Raw genomic sequence first — 18,304 nt, forward strand, 5'->3', positions numbered from 1 at the left:
GGCTACTTCCCCTCCTGCGGCGGAATGTCGTCCGTGTGTGCGGCGGCTGCTGATGCCGCCTCCGCGCACCGAACGAGGATCTTGCGTGCCTTGTCTCCCTCTGCCGCGACGGTCCACAGCTGGTCCATCAGGCGGTTGTAGGTCTCAAGGTCGGCAGGTGACTCCGTGTTGATCTCGGTGTCGACGGTCTCGATCAGTACTCGATCACCGACGATCCAGAAGCCGTTCGGTGGCACCGTTGGAAGTCTCGTCCCCAAGGGAATGATGCCGAATCGCACGCGAAGACCGAGGAGCGTGAGCAACCGGTCGATCTGCGCGACCATCACCTCGGGTGGGCACACGTAGTACATCAGCGCCGACTCGCACATGAGCAGTTCAATGCTCTTTGCACTGTCGTAGAGCGCCCGCTGCCGCTCGATACGGATGCTCACGGCCTCGTCGGTGTCCATCGGCGTCTGCTGGAACTGTGCAGCGCTGATGAAGATGTGGCGGGCGTACTCGGCGATCTGCACCAGCCCTGGCACGACGATCAGCTCGAACACGCGGATGGTCGAGACGCTGCTTTCGATCTGCTTGCTGTAGGCCTGTCTGTCGGCGTGGCCCTTGTGGAGTTGGTGCTTCCACGAAGCGCGGTCGATCTCGATCTCGCGGAGCCACTCGCGCATCCGCTCGACCTCTGGCTCCGACGCCTCGACCGCGGTCATCCAGTCGAGGACGTCGGAGTCAGTCGGGTCCTGCCGGGTGTTCTCGATCTTGGAGACCTTCGACGCATGCCATCCGCACCGCTCGGCGAGCTGCTTGCCGTTGAGTCCGGCCTTCTTGCGGACACGGATCAGCTCATTGGCGAACGCGATCCGGCGATCGTCTGGCGTGCTCACGGTCTCCTCGTTGTGGCTAGGTCTTGGCGAAATCGTCGAAAGGCACCGCGGTCGTCCAAGCAATATTGCGCCAGGAGTTGTACCGCGCCACCGTAGCGGGTTCCGTAACGATCTCCGCTCCTGTCAGGCCGTCAAGACCGAACTGGAGTACGGCGACCTGGACCTCATCGAAGATCCAGAAGTCGTGCTCTGGTAGCCCAAGTTCTCGTGCCAGGTGATCCGGCAGGAGCCGGATGTCCTCGCCTGCCTCGACGTTGGCCGGGGTGACTTCCATCTGCCACCGCAGGTACTCGGTCAACGGATCAGTGAGCTTTCGAACGCGCTGAAACACCCTGCCGGCCTGGGTGGCTGCCCGGACGTCGTCAAGCCAAGGACGCAACCAGTCGAGGTCTTCAAGGACTGGTATGCCATCGTGCCACCTCTGCCACGGCTCAACCTCGTCCGCTTGGCGATACGTTTCCTGGGCCTCCCATCGCCAGGCCGAGCGCTGAAAGCTGCGGAAGAGGTCGCCGAACGCTGCCGGGCCGATCAGGTCTGCCATCAGACTCCCATCGGCGCGAGGTCCAGTGAACCGACCGTGATCTCGACAAGCGTCTCGGTGTCCGGCAGGCCCCGCTCGCGAGCAGTCGCAAGGGCATCGGCGTCGGTGACCTTGTCGCCTTGCATGACGTAGGTGCCTCGGCCGGTTTCGTACAGGTGCGGGTACGAGGCGTTGTTGATCGTGGTCGGAGCAAAGTCGAGCAACTCGACCGGGATCTCGACGAGCGTCTCGGTGTCGAGCATGTTCCGGTTGCTGGCTGCGGCGAGGGCGCCGGGGTCGCTCACCTTGTAGCCCTGCACGACGTAGGTACCTCGATCGGTCTCATACAGGTTCGGGCACGAGCCGCTGTTGCTCGTGGTGCCGAGGAACTTCAGTTGCACGATCATCTCCCAAGATTGCGCACGTATCAGCATGGTGTTGCGCAATCGTGCCGGTAGTCAACGGCACGCCGGGTGACCTGCGCGTTCAACTCTCGCTCTCTGTAGTCATTGAGTCAGCCAACCGGAGTAAGTGTGCGCAAGATTGCTCAGATTGCTTGCGTTGCTCGGATCGGTTCGAGATGGTGGGTGGGCGGAACTGGCGCGGACTCCCCGACTTACGCGCCAGTTCCGTGCTCCACCGGTCGAGGTCGAACCCGAAGACGGCGCATCTGACCGCGGCCATCGGCAACACGGATCAAGAACAGGAGGTGACGACCCATGAGCGTCACGATTGGCGAGGTCGTTGTCGCGGTCCTGGCAAGCCTGATGTTCGTTGCGCGCTTGGTGTTTGCGCTTGACCAGGCAAAGCGTGACAAGCGTGCTGCGGCACTGCGCCGAGGACGGCTGTGACGATGCACCCAGATGTGCAACGCATGACGCGCGCTGGCTTCGACGTGTTGCCCATGCTCGACCACCACGGCCGCTATGACGGGCTGCTGTTCTGGCGGTGGCCCAATGGGCGGCCGTACCTCGACGTTGCGGTCGTCTTCAGCGAAGGCCTGGCGGTTGCATCTCGGCTGCCGCCTGGCCCGGACTGGTCCGCGCCGTTCAGCCTCGTTGGAAGCCCTCTGGTTAGCCCGACGACGTTCGCCTCGCTAGCCATCGAGTTGGAGCGCCGCACCATCGCTAATGACGGGCCTGCTTCCCGCCCAAGAACTTGAGCCGTGCTGGCTGCCCTTGGCGCCGCCGGTTCACCCGATGCACCAACTCGACCCTGCGCAGAACGGAGTTGCGACGATGGCTGTCAACGCACTGATCTTCACCGGCTCGTTCGTCTTGTTCATGCTGCTGTTGGCGGGAATCTGCCTGCACTGGTTCTTCGTCACGATGCACGGTCAGCACGCAGACGCTGACGAGGGCGCCCTTACGGTCGCCATGTTGGAAAGCCAGCTCGACGACGAGGTGCGAGAACTTGTCGAGTCGCCCGTGTTGTTCGCACCACGACATGGGTTGTTGTTCGAGCCATCTCAGCAGATAGAGCAGCCGGTATGGACACCGCCCGAGCTCGTTGCGGCGTAGGACATGGCTACCCCGGTTAGCGACATCGACCGCTGGCACAACGCGTCGATCAAGGAAGGGGACTCTCACCGGGCAAAGTCGATTGCCGATGGAGTGGTCACGCCGAAGTGCGACCGAGAGCCGTTCGTGCCGATCAGCTCACCGGCGAAGCCGACCGATCCGGAGCACGCATGTCCTGCCTGCCTCGCCAAAGAGCGCGGCCGTTGATCTGAACTCCGGAATGTCCACCCACGGGAGAGGCTGATGCACGCGCTCATCGCAAGTCCGTTCCTGACTGACTACCTGGTGTTGAAGCCGGACGATCAGCGGGCGGTGAAGATTGGTTCTGCCAGGTTCGAGGAGTTGCTCGCAGCGTCCGCACGCACGGACAGCGCGTGTCCACAGTGGCTTGTCGATGCAGCGCATCAGCGTTGGGGCATCGACATCACGGGCAGGTCGCTAGCCGATGCGGTGAAGGTCCGAGAGCCGTCGCCGCACGGGTACGGCCGTGCTTCGTACGAGCTGAACCTCGGATGCAACTACGACTGTCCGCATTGCTACCTCGGGGTGAAGGAGTTCGAGGGGCTCGAATGGAGTGACCGCGAGCGGTTGCTGCACACAATCCGCGACGCCGGCGTGCTGTGGGTGCAACTCACTGGCGGTGAGCCAACTATCGACAAGTTGTTCCCGCAGGTCTACACGGTCGCATGGGACCTGGGAATGATGGTCACCATCTCGACGAACGGGTCGCGCTTGCACGCTGGGCCGATTCTCGACCTGCTGACAGCACGGCGTCCGTACCGAATCACGGTCAGCGTCTACGGAGCCAGTGCCGAGGTCTACGACGCGGTGACAGCGCGGCGCGGGTCACATAAGGCGTTCACGACGGGCATCACGGCGGCACACGAGCACGGGCTGCCGTTGCACTTCAACCTCGTCATCACAGAGCGGAACGAGCACGAACTCGCCGAGATGAAGGCGTTCGCCGAGGATCTCGGCGTCAGCTACAACGTGTACTCGAACATCTCGCCCACGATCTATGGCGGCGCGGAAACGCTGCCGTCGCAGTCACCCGAGTTTCTGCGCGCCCGCAGACCGTTCACCGGGTGCGGCGCAGGACACACCCACTTCCACGTTGACCCGCACGGCAAGGCGAGCATTTGCAAGGTCGGTCGTGACGCGCAGTTCTCGCTCGTCGACCACGGCCTCGACGCCCTGCGGCAACTCGCCGGAGTTGCTGACTCGCTCATGGGACGTACCGGCGGCTGTTCCGGGTGCGCGCTGTCGGGCACCTGCTGGACCTGTCGCCCTCTGGCGAAGCTGTACCAGGCGGCGAAGGCACCCCTTGAGCGCTACTGCCAACACGGGGGGAGGTGATTACACATGTCAGTGGTGATGATCGATCTGTTGCCGCCGTCGGCTGCTGTTGAGGTCGGCGGGACGCTTGAACTGCCGGAGCAGCCGATTGCAGCCGACGCCGTCGAGTTTGTCGACGACGTCGAGGTGCTCGGCGCTTTCAACCGGTGCAACTGCGCTGCATCGGACGACAACCCGTACTGATCGGGTTGTCACCAAACCAGGTGGCCGGACGCGCGTCGCGTCCGGCCACCTTTGTCATGTCAGCTAGCCTCGCCCCGTTCACGGGCGGACGACGATGGTCGAGGAACATGCAAGAACGCATCGAGTGGGGCAGCCTGCCCGCCGGTTTGCGCAATGCGATCGGCGCACAGGTCGGGCAGATCATGGCGGCACGCACCCTGTCGCAGGGGATGAATTCTGCGCTCGCCGCAGTGCTCGACACCCCAGGCGGACAGGTGTTCGTCAAGGGCATCCGCACCGATCACGCTGGTGTCGTTGCGCAACAACGCGAAGCGGCGATCAACCCGCACGTGCAACCTCTCGCCCCTGCTCTGCTGTGGCGGCTCGACGACGCCGACGGCTGGGACGTGCTCGCGTTCGAGTACATCGCCGGGCGCCATCCTGACTACGCTCCAGGCTCGCCCGACCTTCCTGCCGTTTTGATCGCCGTAGACACACTCTCGTCGCTTCCGGTGCCGGACCTGCCGTTGAAGGACGCACGCAAACGGTGGCGCGGGTACCTCGACGACGCCGAGGCCGAGCTGCTCGGCGGCGAGACATTGCTGCACACCGACTACAACCCGGACAACATCCTCATCACTCCGGCCGGCACGCCCCGGATGATCGACTGGGCATGGCCGACTCGCGGCGCCGCGTGGATCGATCCGTGTTGCCTCGCCCTGCGGCTGATCGCCGCCGGGCACACCGCCGCGCAGGCCGAGCAACTCGTGAGCCGCACGCGCGCATGGGCTTCTGCGCCTCGAACCGCGCTCGGCGTATTCGCTCGCGCCAACGTCGACATGTGGACGGACATCGCGACCAGTGACCCGCAGCCGTGGAAGCAGCGGATGGCGGACGCAGCTCGCCAGTGGGCCGATGGACAGCTCGCCTCGGTCTGACCCGCAAACGAGAAGAACCCAGCGTGATCAACTCAAGTGCACACGCTTTGCCGACCACGCTCGCTGCTGAGGTACGTTTGTCCTGCTAAGACTTGGCGATGCACAGAGCTAAGCAGCGCTCAGCTTGAAAGCGGGAGACGGGCAACCGTCCGGGGGTTCAAATCCCTCCGCTTCCGCAACTTGACAGCACAAACAGGGGCGGCTCACCAGTCGGTGAGCCGCCTCTTATGTGTCCAGTCTCATTCAGTTGCCCAGAGAAAGCCGTTGAGCCTCCGCGTTGCGGCACGTTCAGCAGCAGAACCGTTGCTGATTTACTGTCGCCGTTCCGGAGGAGGTGGCGTGTTGGGTGCGTCCGCGTGGCACTATGTCGTTGGGTACCAACCTGACGTTCGTCAGGCATTCATGGAGTTGCAGGAGACCGTGCTGGCCGGCGGAAGCTACTACCACGGCCTGCGTGACCGGTTGACGTTCGCGTCGATGGCCGAGCTGAACGAGGCCAGGAACACCGAGCAGTTCTGGGACGAGGGCACGCACTCCATCCTCGACATGATGACCTTCAGCGACCCTGACGGGCGGGACGAAAGCGCCGTGCTCCGCCTGCTCCGGGACGACGAGGTGCGTGTGTCGTTCGGCCACGACCAACCCACGGGCGCCGACTTCGAACGGTTCATCGCAGGGGACTGGATGGTCAACCGTTGGGAGGGCCGCGCCACCGTGCTGTACCGGGCCGGCAACCCCGACAGCCTCGCGTTCTGGGGCATCTCGGGCGATTGACAACCTCTACCTGACGGTCGCTCGGCCTGGCCAGTACGGCGCGGCTGTACGCCCTCGCATGGGGTGAAGCCGCGCGTTCGCCAAGCCGTACGCTCGCGTACGACCAGGGGCGGCGCACCAGATCCGGTGCGCCGCCCCTCGCCGTTTCAGCGGCGCGCTACAGCCAGCAACCGATGGCTGCCGACGCGGAACGCGCTTCCATCGGTGCCACCGAACAGCTCGACCGAACCGAACCCGGCATCGAACAACATCCGGGTCAGCTCACCGGCCGTGTAGACGTGCTGCACACAGGTCGACCGCTGGGTCCGCTCACCGTCGGTGAACGTGAAGTCGATCAGCAGCCGCCCGGAAGCCACGTCGTACTCGTTGGCCGCGACCATGTCGATGCCGCCCGCGGACAGGCGGATCTCGCCCGGCAGCTGAGGCAGCAACGACTCGGCCGCGCAGCCGTAGTCGATCACGGCAACGGGTGCGATAACGGCCAGGTCCGCCAGGAACCGCTGCGAACCGGCGTGGTCGAGGTAGCCGAAGCTGTTGCCCATGCACAGGGCCAGGTCGGCGACGACGTCCTGAGATGCGAGCGATGCAACGTCGCCCAGCCGCCAGTCCAACTCCGGCGCCAACGCGCGGGCGTGCGCGATGGCCTCCTCCGAGATGTCGAGACCGGTGACGGTGTAGCCGCGGCCGGCCAGCTCGATGCTGTGCCTGCCGCTGCCGCACGGCGCGTCCAGCACACGCTGTCCCGACGTGAGACCGACGACGAAGTCGATCTCAGCGGAGGTCTGCGAGGGGTGGACGGCGCCGCGCCAAAAAGTGTTGGCGAGATCGGTGAAGAATGAGGTGTACCACGTCAAGGTGGATGCTCCTGGTGATCGCAACGAAAAGTCAGCGAGTGTCACCGGGCACGGCGAAGGCACCCGGTGTGTCCGGGGCTGCCCATGGCATCGACCTTGTCTCGTGAGTGCGCCAGAAGGCTCTACTCAAGCACGCCGAATCCGAAACCAGAAGCGCTTTTACCGCTCGGCGGAACGTGGCGTCGAGAACCGGATCATGTTGCCGGACGGGTCGCGGAACGCGCAGTCGCGGACGCCGTAGAACTGGTCGATCGGCTCCTGCATGACCTCGGCGCCGGCCGCGCGGACCTGCTCGAACTTCGCGTCCACGTCGTCGATCTCGAAGATGATGCCCTGCAGGGATCCCTTGGCCAGCAACGCGTTCAGCGCCTCGTAGTCGGTCGGCGGGACTGGCGGGCCGATGCGGGACAGGCCGATCTCGATGTCCGGCTGATCGGCCGGGCCGACGGTGAGCCAGCGGTAGTCCTCGACGGACTCGTCGGTGCGGACCTCGAGGCCGACGACGTCGCGGTAGAACTTCAGTGCGGCGTCCTGGTCGTGGACGAAGAGGAACGTGTGCGAGAGCTTCATGAACCAGACCCTAGGTAGGGCGGGGACGCGTCGCTTCTCGAAATCTGCTTGGTCGCGTCAGACCCTTCAACTGGCATCCCGGCACCGAGGCCAACGAGGAGTGCGACCGTGCCCGGTAGGCGGAAGGCGTTTCGCCGACCAGTTCGGTGAACCGCGCGGAGAACGAACCGAGCGAGGTGCAGCCGACCTCGACGCAGACCTCGGTGACTGAAAGCGTTCCCAGTCGCAGCAACGCTTTGGCGCGCTCGATCCGCCTGGTCATCAGGTAGCCGTACGGGGTCTCGCCGTACGCCGCGCGGAACTGGCGGGCGAAGTGCGACGGCGACATCAGGGCGGCGCGGGCCATCGCGGGCACGTCCAGCGGGCTGGCGTACTCGCGGTCCATCAGGTCACGTGCCCGGCGCAGGTGCGCTAGGTCCTCCGGCGTCACGACGAACAGCATGCCACCGGGCGACGGACGCAGTCGTCCCCGCTGTGCTCACGCATTCCCGGCACGTCCGGTTGTCCTCGAGCCGAAAAATCTTGAATCGAGGATCTTTTGCCCCGTGTGAACATTTCGTGACCGCACGATGCTTCCGCGAACCTGATCCGTTGAGGTAATTTCCGCACGTCTTGCGGGTGCGTGCGGGGGCTCGGACATCGGCGGACGACATTGTCACTGGGGTCTTTGGGGGATCCGTTGTCCAAGAGATCGGTCAGTGCTGCGCTCAGGTCCGGGGCTCTGACGACGGTCGCGGTGCTGGCGTTCAGCACCACGTCCGCGGCCGCGTTCGCACAGGACGACCCGACGACGACCACACCGCCGGCGCCCACCGAGACGTCGGCGCCGCCGGTCTCGGAACCGCCGCCGGCTCCCTCCCCGGCACGGCAGGACAGCGTGACCGGTGTCCTGTACGCCGACAAGAACCGCAACGTGCGGCAGGACGCCGGTGAGGCGATCTCCGGTGGTGCGGTCACCGTCGTCGGCAACAGCTCCGAGTTCAAGACGACCAGCGACGCGGACGGCAAGTTCGCCTTCCGCGACCTCGCGCCCGGCACCTACCGGCTGTCCTACGTGCTTGCCGACGGCTGGGTCGTGCACCACGCCAAGGCTGAAGGTGACCTGATCACGGTCGTCGCGAACCAGACGGCCGAGGTGGCCGCACGCGCGGAACGGCCCTACTCGGAGCAGCTCAAGGCGACCGCGACGCTCGACCACCCCAAGTACCACCAACCGTCGACCGCGACGATCGCACTGAGCCTCACCAACACCACCGACCGCCCGATCAGCGGCATCCAGGCCGCCTGCGGCCGTGACGGCTCCGCGCACGCGCTCGGACGCGGCGAGGGGTGGAACGTGCTGAAGGGCGTCAAGCTCGAGGCGGGCGAGACGCGCAAGTTCACGATCTACGAGCAGATCCCGCTCGCCGCCAGGGGCAGCGTCAAGCTCGACTGCGACTTCGCGCCGAACGCCAGCTGGAACACCGACGGCCCGTCTGTGCACGGCGAGGCCGCGGTCAGCGGTGCTTCCAACGGCTACACGATGGTGCTCGGCCAGGACAGGAACGCCGACGGCCACATCGACGCCGACGAGGACATCGCCGTCGAGGGGTACTCGCTGCTGAACCCGCGGACCGGCGAGAAGATCGTGCGGCGGAACGCGAACCCCGGCGGAGACGGCAAGATCGAGCTCACCGATGTGCCCAGCGGCGACTACAGGATCGAGCTGCTCGGGCCGTGGACGTTCCGCGACTTCGGTCAGGACCTGGTTCGCATCACCGAGCAGGGCGGCTTCCGCTACGGCTTCCTGAAGCCCACAGGTCCCGCGAAGGTCACCGGCACGGTGAAGTTCGAGAAACCGCGCTACGAGTCGCACGAGACAGTTCGCCTGGACCTGACCATCACGAACGTCGGTGGTCAGGTGGTTGAGGACGTTCGGCTGAGCTCGGAGCCCTATGCCCTGAACATCCCGGCCGAGCAGTGGGGCGATTTCGGACCCCGCGGTCGCGGCATCACGCTGACCGCCGGCGAGTCCCGCACGTTCAGTGTTTCGGGCACGATCAGGTCCTTCGGCAACAGCCTCCTGGGCTTCTGGGGAGGTATCGACTACCGCTCCTCCGACGGGTGGCACTTCGGCTACCACGATTTCGGCGGCACGGTCGAGGTCGTGCTGACAACGGGCGACCTCACCGGCGTCGTCTACGTCGACAGGAACCGCGACGGCCGGCAGGACGCGGGCGAGGCCGCCGCGAATGCCGTGGTCGAGGCGAACGGTGGTGCGCCGTACGGCTACTTCAAGACCACGACGGACTCCGACGGTCGTTTCTCGTTCAAGGACATCCCGACCGGCGGCTACTGGGTCAGCTACACGCTGCCCGACGGATGGATCGTGCACCTCGAGGGTGAGCTCCAGCAGACCAGGGTGGAGCCTGGAGTCGCCACGCAGGTCGTCGCACGGGCAGAGCGGCCGTACCGGGAGAGGCTCAAGGCGACGGTGGTGCTCGACAAGGCCACCTATGCGCTCGGCGACGAAGCCCAGGTCACCATCACGCTCAAGAACACGGACGACCGCCGGATCAGCGGCATCCAGGTGAGGTGCAACCCGCTGGGGCATGGCAACCACCTCGGTGGCAGCGGCTACTACCCGGCGCCCCCGAGTTGGGGCGATCTGCGTCCGACCAGCAAGGGCGTGACGCTCGACGCCGGCGAGACGAAGGTCTTCGTCGTCAAGGAGCCCGTCCCCATCGCCGCGCGTTCCTCGCGCAAGCTGATCGTGACCTGTGACTTCGCGCCGAACCCCGACCGCAACACGGACGGTGCGCACGCCTACGACTGGGCGAGCATCAAGGGCGGGGGCCTCACGCTGAAGGGGTGGATCGGTCAGGACCGCAACGGCAGCAACTGGTTCGACGAGGGTGAGGGCATCCCCAACACCCGGATCGTGCTGCTCACCGACCGCGAGAACGGCTTCCCCGTCGTCGAGGCCGTTTCCGACGCCAAGGGGAACGTGCGCTTCGACGATGTTCCGCCGGGCGACTACTGGGCGTGGATCGACGGTCCGTGGAAGTTCGAGGGCGAACGGGGCCACACCTCCGTCCAGGACAACAACCTCCACCACCCCTACTTCTTCTCCGTCGTGCCGGACCTGTCGCGCACTTCCGGGCCAGGCAGCACCGACGGCGCTGCCAACGGCGGTTCGAGTGGTGCGCTCGCGAAGACCGGTGCCAGCGTGCTCGGACTCGGCGTGCTCGCCGTGCTGCTGGTCGCGTTCGGCCTCGGCGCCCGCGTAGCCGGTCGCCGCAAGACCTTCTGATCAATCCACACACCTGCAACTGGGGGAGAGAGATGTCAGACAGACCTGCCAGAAGAGGCCTGCTCAGATTCACCGCGATCGCCACAGCGGCCCTGCTCGCGTTCGGTGGTGCCACCACCGGAGCGCTCGCGCAGGAGCCGGAAACGCCGACGTCCAGCGTGGAACCGACGCCGACGAGCGAGCCGAGCACGCCTCCGTCCACATCGGAGCCGGCACCGCCGTCCTCGACCGATCCCGCACCGCCGTCCTCCACCGACCCGGTGCCTCCCACGTCGACGCCGACCAGCGCGCCGACCACTCAGCCGCCTGCTCCCACCACGCCCGCCGAGACGTCCAACACTCCGGCGCAGCCCACTCCGGTCGAGCAGAAGAACGAGCAGAAGCCCGCTGCGGAACTGCCGAACCTGAAGATCACGGCGTCGATTGACAAGACCCACTACCAGTCGCACGAGCCGGTGCGGCTGAAGGTCACGGTCACCAATCAGAGCTCGTTCGCCGCCGAGCGCGTCCGCGCGTCCGCCTGGGGCATCCAGGTGAAGTACGGCGACTGGGGCGGCTTCGAGTACCCCGGCACGACTCTCGCGGCAGGGGAGACCCGCACCGTCGAGGTGTCCGGAAGCATCTCGCAGCTCAACGGCGGCAAGCTCGACCTCAGTGGCTACGTGCTCGCGGAGGCGGGAGACGCCAACCAGAACGACAACCACTTCCACCTCAGCGCGACGGTCACGCAGACCGTCGGCAACGCGAGCGGTCTGGTCTACGCCGACGCGAACCGCAACGGCAAGCCGGACGCCGGTGAGCCGATCGAGGGCGCGAAGGTCAGCATCTACGGCGGCAGTCCCACCGCGGAGCACCGCACGACGACGGACGCGAACGGCCGGTTCAGCTTCACCGGGATTCCGTCCGGCACCTACTACAACCCGTATTACGAGCTGCCCGGCGGCTGGACCGTGCACGTTCCGACCGGCCAGGAGAGCTTCACGGTCGCCCCGAACCAGACCGCCGAGCTGGTCGGCCGCGGCGAGCGGCCGTACTCGGAGCTGCTGACGGCGAAGGCGTCGCTCAACAGGAGCACCTACGCCTACCCGGCGACCGCGCGGATCTCGCTGACGCTCACCAACATCAGTCAGTACGCCCTAACCGGCATCCAGGCCGGGTGCAACAGGGTCGGCGACAGCAACCACTTCGGTTTCGGTCCGGAGTGGAACGCGATCTTCGACAAGGGCGTCGACCTCGCGGCTGGTGAGACGAAGACGTTCGCGATCAACGAGGCCGTCCCGGAAGGCGCTGCCAAGGCGGGCGTGGTCTGGCTCGCCTGCGACTTCCAGCCGAACCCCGGCTGGAACACCGACGGTCCGCACGCCAGCGCCAAGGCGGCCGTGACCGGTGGCAAGGGCCGCTACACGATGTGGCTCGCGGACGACAAGAACGAGAACTACACCCGCGACAACGGCGAGGAGGTCGCGGGGCTGAAGATCGTTCTGGTCCACCCGGACACGGGCGCCCAGGTCGCCGAGGCCGTCAGCAACTCCGAGGGCACGCTGGAGTTCGTCGACGTGCCGGTGGGCACCTACCGCGCCATCATCCTCGGTCCGTGGGACTTCAGGTACGGCCCTGATGCCGACCAGGTGACGGTCGTCGGATGGGGCTCGACCGCGTTCATCGGCCTGAAGCCGGGTGCGGCTCCGGCTGACATTCGTGGCACGGTGAAGTTCGACAAGGCGCGGTACGAGTCGCACGAGACCGTGCACATGTCGTTGACCGTGACCAACGTCGGCGGTCGCACCGCCGAGAAGGTCCACCTGCTCAGCTCGCCGTACGTGCTGGACATTCCCGACGAGCGGTGGGGTGACTTCCGGCCATACGGTCCCGGTGTCCAGATCCCAGCCGGTGAGTCCCGCACGTTCGAGGCTTCCGGTCCGTTCCGCGAGATCGGCACCAACGGCAAGCTGAGGGTCTGGGGCATCATCGACTATCTCGGCCGGCGAACCCCACCGACAGCGGCTACCACGGTGAGATCGAGGTCGTTCAGACCAAGGGCGGCATCACCGGTGTCGCCTACACCGACAAGAACCGCAACGGGCAGCAGGACGCTGGCGAGGCCGCCGCGGGTGTCGTGGTCCAGGCCAGCGGCGGTGCGCCGTACGGCTACTTCAAGACCACCACGGACGCCGAGGGTCGCTACTCGTTCAAGGACCTGCCGTCGGGCGACTACTTCGTCAGCTACACCTTCGCCGACGGCTGGATCGTGCACAACGACGGCACGAGCTCGAAGGCCCGCGTGCAGCCGGGTGCGCCGGTTCACCTTGTCGGTCGTGGTGAGCGGCCCTACCACGAGTCGCTCAGCGCGAAGGTCGAACTCGACCAGGACGTCTACGAGGTCGGCGAGGACGCCAAGATCACGATCACGCTGACGAACCGCGGCGACCGCGCTCTCAGCAACATCATGGCATCCTGCAACAGGATCGGGAACGAGAACCAGCTCGGCGGCCGGCCGAGTTCCGGTGCGCCCAAGGGCTGGGGCGAGCTGATTTCGCCCGGTAAGGGTGTGACGGTCGGTCCGGGTGAGACCAAGACGTTCGTCGCCATCGAGCCGGTGCCGGAGGCCGCCTTCAACGTCGGCAAGGTCGTCGTTTCCTGCGACTTCGCGCCGTATGCCGGGTTCAACGACGACGGCGCCTACGCGGAAGACTCCGCGCGCGTGCCGGGCGGATTCGGTTCGGTGACGGGCGAGCTCTACTACGACCGCAACGGCAACGGGAAGGTCGACCTGGGCGAGGCCATCGGCAACACGGGGATCGTGCTGCGCGACGAGTGGGGACTCGACGTCGTCAAGGCTGTCTCGGACGACAAGGGCAACGTGCGCTTCTCCAAGGTGCCCGCCGGTGACCATCAGGCGTGGGTCGACGGGCCGTGGAAGTTCGAGGGCCGGAGCGGTTACGTGCAGGTCTCCGCCGACCACGAGTCGCGGACCGGCTTCCCCGTGGTGCCGGACGTGCGGACGGAGCCCAAGCCCGGCGGTGGCGACCACACGCCGCCTGCACCGGCTGCCGGTGGACCGGGTGACGCGCTCGCCAAGACCGGTGCCAGCGTGCTGGGCCTCGGCCTGGTCGGCGCGCTGCTCGTGGCCTTCGGCTTCGGCGCAAGTCTGATCGGGCGTCGCCGCCAGATCGTCTAACTGAAGATCCACCTACGGGGCCGGCACTCACGCTGAGTGCCGGCCCTGTTGTCATCAGCGCCACACTTCGCCGTCCCGAGTGGAGTGTTAGCGTCGCTAACCATTGGGTATGGGGGTGGACATGACGGTCTGGGAAGCAGTCGCGGTGGTGATCGCGGGTGTGTTCGCAGGCGGCATCAACACCGTCGTCGGCAGCGGCACGCTCGTGACGTTCCCCGTGCTGCTCGCAGTCGGTTACCCGCCCGTGGTCGCGAACGTGTCCAACAGCCTCGGCCTCGTGCCCGGCTCGCTGTCCGGCGCGTGGGGGTACCGCGAGGAGCTGAAGGGGCAGAAGTCCCGCATCGCCAAGCTGCTGCCCGCGTCGATCCTCGGCGCCGTCATCGGCGCGATTCTGCTGGTGACGTTGCCGGCCAAGGCGTTCACCACGATCGTGCCGGTGCTGATCGTGATCGCGCTCGTCCTCGTGGTCATCCAGCCGTGGCTCAATCGCAAGCTCGCGCACAAGCGCAGCCACGACGACGGTGGCGTGCTGCTGTGGCTCGGGGTCTTCGCGGCCGGCATCTACGGCGGCTACTTCGGGGCCGCGCAGGGCGTGTTGGTCATGGGGATCATGGGCGTGCTCGTCAGCGAGCACCTGCAGCGGATGAACGCGCTGAAGAACGTGCTGACCGCGTTCGTGAACCTGGTCGCGGGCGTCATGTTCATCTTCATCGCCGACGTGGCGTGGCTGGCCGTGCTTCTGCTGGCCGTCGGGTCCGTTGTCGGCGGTCAGATCGGGGCCAAGATCGGCCGCAAACTCCCACCCGCCGTGTTGCGCGGCGTCATCGTGGTGGTGGGAGTCGCGGCGATCGTTCAGCTGCTCACGAAGTGAACGCGCGGGCGGCGGCCAGGAAGGCGTCGTTCTCCTCCGGCTCGCCGATCGTCACGCGGGTGCCTTCGCCCACGAACGCGCGCACGACCACCTTGTGCGCCAAGCAGTGCTCGTTGAACGCGGCCGTGCGCTCGCCCAGCGGCAGCCACACGAAGTTCGCCTGGGTCACCGGCACCTCGTAGCCCATCGCGAGCAGTTCGCCGCGCACACGGGTCCGTTCCGCCACGATCGCGCGGCAGCGGACCATCAGCTCGTCCTCGGCGTCCAGCGAGGCCATCGCGGCCACCTGCGCCAGGGCGTTCACGGAGAACGGCACGTAGACCTTGCGCAGCGCCTCGGCGACGTGCGGCTGCGCGACTGCGTAACCGATCCGAAGACCCGCCAGGCCGTACGCCTTGGAGAACGTCCGCAGCACAGCGACGTTGTCACGTCCGGCGGCCCACTGCTGCTTCGCCAGCTCGACGCCGTCCGGGATGTGCGCGTCGTCGACGAACTCCTTGTAGGCCTCGTCGATCACCACGAGCACGTCCTGCGGCACCTTCGCGATGAACGCCTCGATCTCCTCGGTGCGCAGCGCGGTGCCGGTCGGGTTGTTCGGGTTGCAGACGAAGACCATCCGCGTGTTCGGCGTGATTGCCGCGGCCATCGCGTCCAGGTCGTGCACGTGCTCGGAGCTCAACGGCACGCGGATCTGCTTGGCGCCCGCGACGTGCACGACGATCGGATAGGCCTCGAACGACCGCCACGCGAACAGCACCTCGTCGTTCTCGGTGCACGTGGCCTGGACGAGCTGCTGGCACAGGGTCACCGAGCCGCAGCCGAGCGCCAGGTGGTCGGCAGGAACGCCGAGCTTGTCGGCCAGCCGGGCGGTGAGTTCGACACAGCCCGAGTCCGGGTACCTGTTGATACCGGTGGCCGCGTCGGCGATCGCCTTGACGACGCTGGGCAGCGGCCCGGCGGACACCTCGTTGCTCGCGAGCTTGATGGCGCCGGGGATGGACTTGCCGGGCACGTAGGCGGGCAAGGACGCCAGGTCAGCACGGGTTCGCACGGTCATACGCCCGATCCTCGCATTGCTCCGTCCGATTGGTCACGTTGACTGGAGTTCACCCCCTCGTGGAAGGGTAAGAACATGACCACTACCCGCGTCGAGACGCTTTCCCTCACCGACGGCCGTGAGCTACGGGTGACGATCGCCGAACCGGTCTCCGCCGTGCGGGGCGGGCTCGTGGTGCTGCACGAGGCGCGCGGCATCACCGCAGGCGTGCGGACGCTCGTCAGCAGCCTCGCCGCGGAGGGGTGGCTCGCCATCGCGCCGCACCTCTACGACGAGGACCGCGTGCACGGTGACAACATCCGGGACCAGGTAAGCAAGCTTTCCGGTGACCGCCTGCTGGCGGACACCGACGTCGCGTTCGTGTGGCTGGGGCAGCACGGCGTGAGCGCCGACCGCATGGGCGTCGTCGGCTTCGACATCGGTGGCACGGTCGCGATGGTGGTCGCCGCGAGCCGTACCATCGGCGCTGCCGTGACCCTGCAGGCTCCCGGCATCCTCGAGCCGCTCTCCGACGGCCTGCCCGCTCTGGTGGACGTCGCCGGTGACCTCACGTGCCCGTGGCTCGGCATCTACCGCGACGACGACTCCGAAGAAGTGAGCAAGCTTCGGGATGCTGTCATCAGCTCGGAAACCGCGTCAGATGTGGTCCGTTTCGACGTTTCGAGTGACGAGGCGTGGTCTCGTGCGCTGAACTGGTTCGACGCACACATGAGGTAAGGGTCTTTACGGCGGATTGGAACCGAACCGTCCTCCAGGTACATCTAAGGGATGCTTCGGACGGCTGACTGGGTGTAGCTGTGAGTAACACTCAGTGCTGCGGTGACGAGTTAGCAGTGCAGGGGGTTATGAGGGATGGCTGAAGGCACTGGGACAGGCACTGAGACGACGGGCGCGGTGACGCCGGCGGTGACGCCTGCCGTCACGACGGCGACGACCACGCCGATCACCGCGGAACAGCTGGCGGCGGTGAAGCCTGTTCTCCAGCAACAGATGCTGGTGGACAAGGCGGAGGCGAGCCACGCCGCGGCCAAGCTCGACCAGGCGGCGGACAGCGGGAAGCTGACGCTCGACGTCGATGCGGCTGACGCGTTGATCAAGGCGGTCGATGCCGCCCGGGACCAGGTGATGGACCTGTGGAAGCGGACGACCAACCAACTGGCCACGCCGCTGCAGCTGGGTGAGAACCCGGTCGCCAAGGCGATCAGCGCGCGGTTCGCCGAGCTCGCCGTCGGTGAGGAGTCGGGTGCGTCGAAGGCGCTGCTGGACCTCTTCAAGGTTCTTGACGACATCAGCAACGCGCTGAGCAAGAACCGCGACACCATCCGCGACGCCGACGAAGATGCCGAGCAGGCCATGAAGAAGGCCGGGGGGACCTGGTGAGTCAGGGATCGCACGACAACAAGGGCAACGGCGACAAGGACAACAAGTCGCCGAATCAGCAGGATGACGGGTACGACCGCAGCGACCTGCACGAGCCGGTCGACTGGATGGTCTACACGCACGAGCAGCTCTACAACATGGTGCACACCGGCGTGAACCTCGACGGTGCCCAGGCCGCGGCGACGAACTGGCAGAAGATCGGCGAGGACATCGCCGGCGTGCGGACGAACCTGCTCAAGGCCGTCGAGGACTCGACCGTCGGCTGGGACAGCGAGTCGGCCAGGCTGGCTCGTGACGGTCTGACCGAGATCACCAACTGGGTCGACGACACCGCGACCTACGCGCAGAAGGTCTCGGCCGCGATCACGACCGAGACGAGCAACGTCGAGGCCGCCCGAGCTGCGATGCCGCCGCCTCCCGCGCCTCCTGAGTCGCCGGCGCCAGTGGTCGAGCGGCCGGTTCTGCGGTCGGCTGACCGGCTCGCGATGGTCGACCAGGCGGACGCTTTCAGCAGCGTGGAGAGCCTGAGGGACCGGCGCCTGGTGCAGACGTTGCCGGGTGAGTTCAGCGGCTTCGCGACCGTCGGCACCAGCCCGGTCGAGACCCTCGCGGCCAACGACGCCCAGCACCGTCTCGCGGCGGACGTGATGGCGGCGTTCCAGCGCAACTCGGCCGCGGTGGACCAGACCGTGCCCGCGCAGTTCACCCCACCGGTGAACCCGGTCAACCCGACGCCGACCGGCGGCGACCTCAGCGGCGGCCGCACACCGACGAACATGCCGGACGGCAGCACGAGCGGTGGCGCCGGTGGACCGGTCGCGACCAGCTCCGCGCAGAACCGCGGCACCACGAACGCGTCTTCGCGCCATGGCGGCGGTTCCGGCGGTGGCCGTGGTGGTGGCGCCGGTGGATTCGGTGGCGGCATGGCGCGCCCCTTCCGCGGCACCCCCGGTA

The 18,304-nt window shown here is 66.6% G+C and carries 20 protein-coding genes and 2 pseudogenes; 15 read left to right on the plus strand and 7 right to left on the minus strand.

Annotation, left to right across the window (positions count from 1 at the left end):
- Nucleotides 1-2 precede the first annotated feature (2 nt).
- From FXN61_RS19630 to FXN61_RS52310, 3 genes are read right to left on the minus strand one after another with little or no spacing between them, the layout of a single operon-like run.
- Nucleotides 3-878 carry a helix-turn-helix domain-containing protein gene (locus tag FXN61_RS19630; RefSeq protein WP_167975503.1) on the minus strand — a complete coding sequence of 292 codons (876 nt, stop codon included), beginning with the start codon at nucleotides 876-878 and terminating at the stop codon, nucleotides 3-5.
- Between the two features lie 16 nt (nucleotides 879-894).
- Nucleotides 895-1,419, minus strand: coding sequence for a DUF6879 family protein (locus FXN61_RS19635; protein WP_167975504.1), 525 nt, complete (start codon nucleotides 1,417-1,419; stop codon nucleotides 895-897).
- Nucleotides 1,419-1,805: a hypothetical protein gene (locus FXN61_RS52310; RefSeq protein ID WP_246291770.1), complete on the minus strand. Its 387-nt coding sequence runs from the start codon at nucleotides 1,803-1,805 to the stop codon at nucleotides 1,419-1,421. The genes FXN61_RS19635 and FXN61_RS52310 overlap by 1 nt, the downstream gene beginning before the upstream one ends.
- Nucleotides 1,806-2,117: 312 nt before the next feature.
- On the opposite strand from FXN61_RS52310, the gene FXN61_RS54405 reads away from it, so the two are divergent.
- The 7 genes from FXN61_RS54405 (at nucleotide 2,118) to FXN61_RS19670 (ending at nucleotide 6,148) form a co-directional block, all read left to right on the plus strand.
- Nucleotides 2,118-2,249, plus strand: coding sequence for a hypothetical protein (locus FXN61_RS54405; protein ID WP_281360536.1), 132 nt, complete (start codon nucleotides 2,118-2,120; stop codon nucleotides 2,247-2,249).
- 279 nt (nucleotides 2,250-2,528) lie between these two features.
- The gene (locus FXN61_RS19645; RefSeq protein ID WP_167975505.1) at nucleotides 2,529-2,918 is read left to right on the plus strand and encodes a hypothetical protein; all 390 of its coding nucleotides are present in this window, start codon (nucleotides 2,529-2,531) and stop codon (nucleotides 2,916-2,918) included.
- Between the two features lie 3 nt (nucleotides 2,919-2,921).
- Entirely contained in the window at nucleotides 2,922-3,125 is a 204-nt protein-coding gene (locus FXN61_RS19650; RefSeq protein WP_167975506.1) for a hypothetical protein, read from the plus strand.
- Between the two features lie 36 nt (nucleotides 3,126-3,161).
- Nucleotides 3,162-4,274: a radical SAM protein gene (locus FXN61_RS19655; RefSeq protein ID WP_167975507.1), complete on the plus strand. Its 1,113-nt coding sequence runs from the start codon at nucleotides 3,162-3,164 to the stop codon at nucleotides 4,272-4,274.
- 15 nt (nucleotides 4,275-4,289) lie between these two features.
- A complete protein-coding gene (locus tag FXN61_RS19660) occupies nucleotides 4,290-4,457 on the plus strand; it encodes a hypothetical protein (RefSeq protein WP_167975508.1) in 168 nt (55 codons plus the stop codon).
- Between the two features lie 20 nt (nucleotides 4,458-4,477).
- Nucleotides 4,478-5,374, plus strand: a complete 897-nt coding sequence (locus FXN61_RS19665) for a phosphotransferase (RefSeq protein WP_312877860.1) — start codon at nucleotides 4,478-4,480, stop codon at nucleotides 5,372-5,374.
- A gap of 402 nt (nucleotides 5,375-5,776) precedes the next feature.
- Entirely contained in the window at nucleotides 5,777-6,148 is a 372-nt protein-coding gene (locus tag FXN61_RS19670; protein WP_167975509.1) for a hypothetical protein, read from the plus strand.
- 146 nt (nucleotides 6,149-6,294) lie between these two features.
- On the opposite strand, the gene FXN61_RS19675 is transcribed toward FXN61_RS19670, so the two are convergent.
- The 3 genes from FXN61_RS19675 to FXN61_RS19685 form a co-directional block, all read right to left on the minus strand.
- Entirely contained in the window at nucleotides 6,295-7,002 is a 708-nt protein-coding gene (locus FXN61_RS19675) for a class I SAM-dependent methyltransferase (protein WP_167975510.1), read from the minus strand.
- 159 nt (nucleotides 7,003-7,161) lie between these two features.
- Entirely contained in the window at nucleotides 7,162-7,572 is a 411-nt protein-coding gene (locus tag FXN61_RS19680) for a VOC family protein (RefSeq protein ID WP_167975511.1), read from the minus strand.
- Nucleotides 7,573-7,582: 10 nt separating this feature from the next.
- The gene (locus FXN61_RS19685) at nucleotides 7,583-8,014 is read right to left on the minus strand and encodes a helix-turn-helix transcriptional regulator (protein ID WP_188135258.1); all 432 of its coding nucleotides are present in this window, start codon (nucleotides 8,012-8,014) and stop codon (nucleotides 7,583-7,585) included.
- 237 nt (nucleotides 8,015-8,251) lie between these two features.
- Here FXN61_RS19685 and FXN61_RS19690 point away from each other — a divergent pair, with 237 nt between their 5' ends.
- The 5 genes and pseudogenes from FXN61_RS19690 (at nucleotide 8,252) to FXN61_RS19705 (ending at nucleotide 14,913) form a co-directional block, all read left to right on the plus strand.
- Nucleotides 8,252-10,864: a carboxypeptidase-like regulatory domain-containing protein gene (locus FXN61_RS19690; protein WP_167975512.1), complete on the plus strand. Its 2,613-nt coding sequence runs from the start codon at nucleotides 8,252-8,254 to the stop codon at nucleotides 10,862-10,864.
- A gap of 32 nt (nucleotides 10,865-10,896) precedes the next feature.
- Nucleotides 10,897-11,856, plus strand: a pseudogene (locus tag FXN61_RS56410) (SdrD B-like domain-containing protein); the annotation flags it as partial.
- A gap of 1,052 nt (nucleotides 11,857-12,908) precedes the next feature.
- Nucleotides 12,909-13,076 (plus strand): annotated as a pseudogene (locus FXN61_RS56415) (SdrD B-like domain-containing protein); the annotation flags it as partial.
- A gap of 69 nt (nucleotides 13,077-13,145) precedes the next feature.
- Nucleotides 13,146-14,042 (plus strand): hypothetical protein, encoded by an 897-nt coding sequence (locus tag FXN61_RS56420; RefSeq protein WP_167975513.1) that lies wholly within the window; start codon nucleotides 13,146-13,148, stop codon nucleotides 14,040-14,042.
- A gap of 121 nt (nucleotides 14,043-14,163) precedes the next feature.
- Complete coding sequence (locus tag FXN61_RS19705) at nucleotides 14,164-14,913, plus strand: sulfite exporter TauE/SafE family protein (protein WP_167975514.1); 750 nt, start codon at nucleotides 14,164-14,166, stop codon at nucleotides 14,911-14,913.
- Here the strand turns inward: FXN61_RS19705 and hisC are convergent.
- The gene (hisC, locus tag FXN61_RS19710) at nucleotides 14,903-15,970 is read right to left on the minus strand and encodes a histidinol-phosphate transaminase (RefSeq protein ID WP_167975515.1); all 1,068 of its coding nucleotides are present in this window, start codon (nucleotides 15,968-15,970) and stop codon (nucleotides 14,903-14,905) included. The two genes, FXN61_RS19705 and hisC, sit on opposite strands and share 11 nt — an antisense overlap.
- Before the next feature lie 75 nt (nucleotides 15,971-16,045).
- On the opposite strand from hisC, the gene FXN61_RS19715 reads away from it, so the two are divergent.
- From FXN61_RS19715 to FXN61_RS19725, 3 genes are all read left to right on the plus strand, one after another.
- Entirely contained in the window at nucleotides 16,046-16,687 is a 642-nt protein-coding gene (locus FXN61_RS19715; RefSeq protein WP_167975516.1) for a dienelactone hydrolase family protein, read from the plus strand.
- Nucleotides 16,688-16,822: 135 nt separating this feature from the next.
- The gene (locus FXN61_RS19720) at nucleotides 16,823-17,350 is read left to right on the plus strand and encodes a hypothetical protein (protein ID WP_167975517.1); all 528 of its coding nucleotides are present in this window, start codon (nucleotides 16,823-16,825) and stop codon (nucleotides 17,348-17,350) included.
- The coding region (locus tag FXN61_RS19725; protein ID WP_167975518.1) for a PPE domain-containing protein at nucleotides 17,347-18,304 on the plus strand (958 nt) is incomplete at its 3' end. The genes FXN61_RS19720 and FXN61_RS19725, both read left to right, overlap by 4 nt.

Origin of the sequence: Lentzea indica (assembly GCF_012184385.1) — a bacterium.
In the GTDB taxonomy this organism is placed as follows: Bacteria; Actinomycetota; Actinomycetes; order Mycobacteriales; family Pseudonocardiaceae; genus Lentzea; species Lentzea indica.